The following is a 6,092-nucleotide window of genomic DNA, read 5'->3' on the forward strand; positions in this document are numbered from 1 at the left end:
AAGGAGAAAGCAAATATGCCTGATTATGAACAGGCATATAAAGAGTTTAACTGGAAAGATGTGGAGAAGAACTTTTCCTGGCATGAAACTGGCAAAGTAAATATGGCCCATGAAGCAATTGACCGACATGCAGATAGTTGGAGAAAGAATAAAGTGGCACTTTATTACAGTGATCAACAACGTGATGAGAAATATACATTTCGGGATTTGAAGTTGCTCTCCAATCAATTTGGGAATGTATTGCGAACAATCGGTATTGAAAAAGGAGAACGCGTCTTTTTATTCATGCCACGATCACCTGAGGTTTATATTAGTTTGCTAGGGATTTTAAAAAATGGCTCCATTGCAGGTCCGTTATTTGAAGCATTTATGGAACAGGCCGTTCGTGACCGATTAGAAAATAGTGATGCTACTACGCTCATTACAACGAAAGAACTCTTGCCACGTGTGCCATATAAAGAGCTTCCGCATTTAAATCAAATCATTTTGGTTGGTGAAGAGGAGTTACCAGATAATACAGAAGATATTACGTTTTACAGTTACGAAGCAGAAATGAAAAAGGCATCTCGTGATTTTGAGATGGAATGGGTAGATCGTGAGGATGGTATGATTTTACATTATACATCCGGTTCAACTGGAAAGCCAAAGGGAATATTACATGTTCATAACGCGATGATCCAACATTATCAAACAGCTAAATGGGTTTTGGATTTACAGGAAGACGATATTTACTGGTGTACGGCTGATCCGGGGTGGGTAACAGGTACATCGTATGGAATTTTTGGACCGTGGTTAAATGGTGCATCGAATCTGATTCGGGGTGGCCGTTTTAGTCCGGAAGATTGGTATAAAACGATTGAAAAATACGGTGTGAACGTGTGGTTAAGTGCTCCAACAGCATTTCGAAGACTGATGGCTGTAGGCGATAATGTTACGGAAGAGTATGATTTACGTTCATTAAGACATATTTTAAGTGTTGGAGAGCCGTTAAATGCCGAAGTCGTTCACTGGGGTATGAAAGTTTACCAATTGCGGATTCATGATCATTGGTGGATGACAGAAACAGGTGGAATGATCATTGCCAATTATCGTTCCATGGAAATGAAGCCTGGTTCAATGGGGAAGCCATTTCCAGGTATTGAAGCAGCGATTTTAGATGAGCAGGGAAACGAGCTTCCACCAGGGAAAATGGGCAAACTATGCGTGAAGTCTGGGTGGCCATCAATGCTTAGAGCCGTTTGGAAAAATGAAACGCGTTTTAATCAATACTTTCCAGTTGACGGCTGGTTTGAATCAGGCGACTTGGCTTCAAAAGATAAAGATGGCTATTTTTGGTTTGAGGGCAGGGATGATGATGTTATCCAAACCTCGGGTGAGCGGGTAGGTCCGTTTGAAGTAGAAAGTAAGCTTGTGGAGCATCCTGCCGTTGCAGAAGCAGCAGTAATCGGGAAGCCAGATCCTGAACGTGGTGAAATTATTAAAGCATTTGTTTCCTTAAGGGATGGTTATACGAAAACAGATGAATTACAAGAAGAGCTTCGATTATTTGTTAAGCAAGGACTTGCGGCACATGCTGCGCCAAGGGAAATTGAAATTCGTGACTTTTTACCAAAAACAAGAAGTGGAAAAATCATGCGCCGTGTACTAAAGGCATGGGATCTCGGTTTGCCAACGGGTGACCTTTCGACAATGGAAGAATAGAATCTAGTAAATGATTTCAAGGGAAATGATAGGTTTTCTTAAGGTAAAGCCTAAGAAAACCTTCATCCAATCCGAGGAGGATGCATATATGGGTGCAGAAAAAAAATATAAGCAGGAGCAGTATGTGACAGAAGAGCTAGATTATGTGAAAGTAATCGAGAGTAAATCCTTTAAAAAGCTCATGCATGATCGAAAAAAATTCACTATACCATTAACTATCTTTTTCCTAGTATTTTACTTCATGCTACCAATCTTAACTTCTTATACGACCTTTCTGAACACGCCGGCGATTGGAGATATTTCATGGGTATGGCTATTTGCTTTAGCTCAATTTGTGATGACATGGGTTTTATGTACGATATACGTGAAAAAAGCAGCTGGTTTTGATAAGCAAGCAGATCAAATTATAAAAGAGATGGAGCAAGGGGGAGATGGGCGATGAGTCCTACTGTCATTATACTCTTTCTTGCCATTGTTCTATTAACCCTCGTGATTACATTTTTTGCCGCTAGGAAAACCCAAACAGCAGGGGACTTTTATACGGCTGGTGGAGGACTAACAGGAACACAAAATGGACTTGCGATAGCAGGCGACTATTTGTCAGCAGCATCCTTTCTTGGAATCGCAGGAGCAATCGCTCTTTTTGGATTTGATGGGTTTTTCTATAGTATCGGCTTTTTAATTGCTTACTTAGTCGTACTATTTCTTGTTGCTGAACCATTACGAAACCTTGGTAAATATACACTTGCTGACATGATTAATTCCCGTTTTGATGCTAGAAAGGTTAGGGGAGCAGCAGCTCTGAACACAATCACAATTAGTACGTTCTACATGATTGCACAGCTTGTTGGTGCTGGTGCACTCATTCAACTATTGTTTGGCATCGATTATTGGCTGGCTGTGCTTATTGTCGGTGTGATGATGACAACGTACGTATTATTTGGGGGGATGATTGCAACAAGTTGGGTGCAAATCGTGAAAGCTGTCCTCCTCATGGCTGGGATGGTCATCATGGCTTTTCTCGTATTATTAAAGTTCAATTTTAACATTGGGCAGATGTTTACAGAAGTGAAGTCAGTTACAACACATGGGGCAGCTTATTTAATGCCTGGTTTACAATATACAGAACCACTCGGTACACTGTCACTCATGTTGGCGTTAGTACTTGGAACTGCGGGGTTACCACACATTCTCATGCGTTTTTTTACTGTGAAAGATGCGAGAACGGCAAGAAAATCTGTTATTACCGCAACATGGATAATCGGTTTATTTTATATTCTCACATTATTCCTAGGCTTTGGCGCTGCAGCATTTGTCGGATATGAGACCATAATTGCTGCAAATCCGGGTGGAAATATGGCAGCACCTCTTCTCGCTCAAGCAATCGGTGGCGATCTACTGTTTGCCTTTATCTCTGCTGTTGCCTTCGCTACAATATTAGCGGTCGTAGCAGGGCTTGTACTAGCGGGTGCCTCAGCATTTGCCCATGATTTATACGGCCAAATAATAAAAAAGGGAAAAGCTTCGGAATCGGAGCAGGTAAAAGCGGCTCGATATGCATCCTTAGCTGTATCTGTTCTGTCGATTGTTTTAGCGCTATTTGCGCAATATTTAAATGTGGCATTCCTTGTCTCTCTTGCCTTTTGTATTGCTGCAAGTGCCAACTTACCGGTTATTCTTTACACCGTATATTGGAAAAGATTCAATACTGCGGGGGCAGTTACAGCAATGCTAACTGGGTTGCTTTCAGCATTAATCCTCGTATCGCTTAGTCCAAGTGTTTTCTCGCCGATTGAAGGAGCCGCATTATTCGTAGGAGAACCGATTTTCCCACTTGCGAATCCAGCTCTCGTTTCGGTGCCACTCGGTTTCCTAGGAGGATATGTAGGTACAATTTTATCGAAGGAATCGAATCTGAAACGCTATGCAGAAGTTAAGGTAAAAGCAAATACGGGGTATAAGAGTAGTGGTGCGAACCACTAGAAGGATACGAAAAATGCTTGCAGTCTAATTGTTGCAAGCATTTTTTATTTTGGGGATTAGTAGGTATAACTCTTAGTCTAAAAAAGCATGTTATACAAATTAAAAAGTGTTACCAGCAAACCATTGAAACTTTCCTTGCAAGTCATCCGTATAGTAGCTAATTAAAACGAATGAAGAAGGGTGATTTCATGGATTTTATTGTATGGATATTTGTTGCAATCGTATTTTATTATACATATCGGTTTGTTCAGGTTCTAATGAGGATGAGGCAGGATATTGTACTGCCTGTTACAGTGGATGAGATGGCGTCAATCCGAAGGGAACCGCAAAAAACAGTAAAAGCTCCGAACTATTCCAGTCAAAAAGCTGGAATCATCTTCTATATTTTAGTGCTGATTTATATTATTGGGATGTTATTTTTGGTCTGGCAATTTCGAAATGATGTTGTGTTCTTGTTATATTTTCTTGTGATGTTTCCAATTTTTCATCTGTCAAACTTTCTAAATTTATTTGCTGTCACGAAGGATGGAATACTATGTGGTGACTGTTTTGCGTCGTGGAAAAGTATAAAATCTTTTGAATTTGTACGAATTGATATCACCCATAATTACTACGGGTTTTCAAGCGAAGTCAATGATCAATATGAATTGAGATTAAAGACAAGGTTTCGTACGTTAAGCTGTATTGTGACTACGGAGGAGATGAAGGAGAGGTTAGGGGATTTAATGGGGGAAAGGGAAGTAAAAGCTCAGTAGTAATAATCATCTTTAGCTTTACCAATAGCGGCCGCCTGACAGCAACCATGTGGATTAAAAAATCAATTACAATTAATACCCTGGTAAAAAAATTACATGATTCCATTCTATCAGTTCAAAACAACGCTTTAATAGCACTATAAACAAATAATTAAAAAATATTATTGATCCAGTTTTAACATAAAATTCAACCCGAAACCAAGTCTTTATACCTGTGCTATCCTGCTTATCAGAATTTGTTTTATTTTTAAAAAATGATACTTTCCGCCCTTCGAATCTGAGTCTAATTACCTTAAAATTTTAATTAGACTGGTAAATTTTTCATCTATCATAGAAGTTGTAAGGAGGTGATGAGTTGTCTTTGTACGCGATTAATCTACAAATAAGTTCTATTCAACAGTCAATTGACGTATTGAATTACCGACGAATTCAAAAAAGAGAAGCACTGGCACGTTTAGAAAAGATCTTGTCCGAGGTCAGTCGATTCAAGGGGGACTACGATCAAAACCGTAAGCTCTGGAGATTCCCGGAATTAGCCTCTAACACGTGGAACGGAAAACGCGCAACAGACTTTCAATCATTCCGAGATGGAGAGGTTCGAGCTAGTTACCAATCGATTACCGATCGGCAATTAGAGAGAAGAATGTCAATGTTAGAGAACGAAATAGAAAAAACGAAACAGGAAATCGGTGACATTGGAAGCCAACTCACATCTCAGAAAACGCGATTAAGTCACCTCCAAGCACGAAGACGAGAGGAGTTGTTGAAATAAATGCGTGAAGTAAAGTTAGATGATAGCTCCGTCAAACAAGCAATGGAACGCATGAATCAAACCATACAGTCTCTGGACCCTACTATTCCTCAGAACGTAAAGGGAAAAAATGCATTAGACGTAGTAGAGAAACTACATGCCATAACTCAAACGTTAGAGGATGTGGTGAAACAGTATCAGGACTTAACCATTCAAAACCTGGAATCGACTCGGGGAGCTGTCGAAGCGTTGAAGGAGTCAGAAAAACAGGCAGCCGATGCCATCGGGTTGTTAAGGTAAATGAATGTGAAAGCCGTCATGAAGGGGGATTCACATGAAAGTATTAGATGCGGAAAGTCTGCATCATGGGCTTCAAGAAACCATACTAGCACTCGATCATTTGAATACGCAAATCAAGGGAATCCAGAAAGCGGTCGATGGATTCCTCCATTTAGAAAACGACTTTAAAGGGCAAGGAGCAGAGGCCATTCGCTCCTTTTACCGCGAATGTCACGTTCCTTTGCTGCTGTTTATGGAAGGTTTTCTATGGGATTATCAGGATATATTAAAGCAAATCCAAAAGTCACTTCAATCGTTCGATCCTCATCAGCGCGCTTTTATACGACAGGATTTTTTAGAACAGGAATTACAACAAGGGATTCGTAAAGCAAAAAATGTTACGATGGATATAACAAATGCTGTAAATGCATCGCTTCGATCCGTTAACGACCTTGTTTCCCTTCCATCGATTGATGATGGAGCGTTTCTACATCGGATGGATCAGTCCAAAGAGAAAATTCAAGCAACATTGGAGCAGCTGCACCAATTTGACAGGCAAAGTACTTCGCGACTTGAAAAAGCAGAAAAGGATCTCTCCTTGATGCAGAATTATATCCGTGAAA

Annotated in this window: 7 protein-coding genes; all 7 read left to right on the forward strand. The window is 40.2% G+C overall.

The features are described 5' to 3' along the window. Nucleotides 1–15 precede the first annotated feature (15 nt). Entirely contained in the window at nucleotides 16–1,701 is a 1,686-nt protein-coding gene (acsA, locus tag MN204_RS17625; RefSeq protein WP_249872417.1) for an acetate--CoA ligase, read from the forward strand. 88 nt (nucleotides 1,702–1,789) lie between these two features. Beyond that, the gene (locus MN204_RS17630; RefSeq protein ID WP_249872404.1) at nucleotides 1,790–2,143 is read left to right on the forward strand and encodes a DUF485 domain-containing protein; all 354 of its coding nucleotides are present in this window, start codon (nucleotides 1,790–1,792) and stop codon (nucleotides 2,141–2,143) included. Next, on the forward strand, nucleotides 2,140–3,684 hold the full coding sequence (locus MN204_RS17635; protein WP_249872405.1) for a solute symporter family protein: 1,545 nt from the start codon (nucleotides 2,140–2,142) through the stop codon (nucleotides 3,682–3,684). The genes MN204_RS17630 and MN204_RS17635 overlap by 4 nt, the downstream gene beginning before the upstream one ends. A gap of 188 nt (nucleotides 3,685–3,872) precedes the next feature. Beyond that, complete coding sequence (locus tag MN204_RS17640; protein ID WP_249872406.1) at nucleotides 3,873–4,439, forward strand: hypothetical protein; 567 nt, start codon at nucleotides 3,873–3,875, stop codon at nucleotides 4,437–4,439. Between the two features lie 355 nt (nucleotides 4,440–4,794). Next, complete coding sequence (locus MN204_RS17645; protein ID WP_249872407.1) at nucleotides 4,795–5,211, forward strand: hypothetical protein; 417 nt, start codon at nucleotides 4,795–4,797, stop codon at nucleotides 5,209–5,211. Next, nucleotides 5,212–5,490 carry a YwqI/YxiC family protein gene (locus MN204_RS17650; protein ID WP_249872408.1) on the forward strand — a complete coding sequence of 93 codons (279 nt, stop codon included), beginning with the start codon at nucleotides 5,212–5,214 and terminating at the stop codon, nucleotides 5,488–5,490. A gap of 34 nt (nucleotides 5,491–5,524) precedes the next feature. Continuing rightward, the coding region (locus MN204_RS17655) for an LXG domain-containing protein (protein ID WP_249872409.1) at nucleotides 5,525–6,092 on the forward strand (568 nt) is incomplete at its 3' end.

Origin of the sequence: Oceanobacillus saliphilus (assembly GCF_023522835.1) — a bacterium.
Taxonomy (GTDB): Bacteria; Bacillota; Bacilli; order Bacillales; family Amphibacillaceae; genus Oceanobacillus; species Oceanobacillus saliphilus.

Bases quoted from the DNA above. Each gene is read 5' to 3' on its own strand.
- MN204_RS17635 (WP_249872405.1), top strand. From the start codon at position 2,140: ATGAGTCCTACTGTCATTATACTCTTTCTTGCCATTGTTCTATTAACC.
- MN204_RS17630 (WP_249872404.1), top strand. From the start codon at position 1,790: ATGGGTGCAGAAAAAAAATATAAGCAGGAGCAGTATGTGACAGAAGAG.
- MN204_RS17640 (WP_249872406.1), top strand. From the start codon at position 3,873: ATGGATTTTATTGTATGGATATTTGTTGCAATCGTATTTTATTATACA.
- MN204_RS17650 (WP_249872408.1), top strand. From the start codon at position 5,212: ATGCGTGAAGTAAAGTTAGATGATAGCTCCGTCAAACAAGCAATGGAA.
- acsA (WP_249872417.1), top strand. From the start codon at position 16: ATGCCTGATTATGAACAGGCATATAAAGAGTTTAACTGGAAAGATGTG.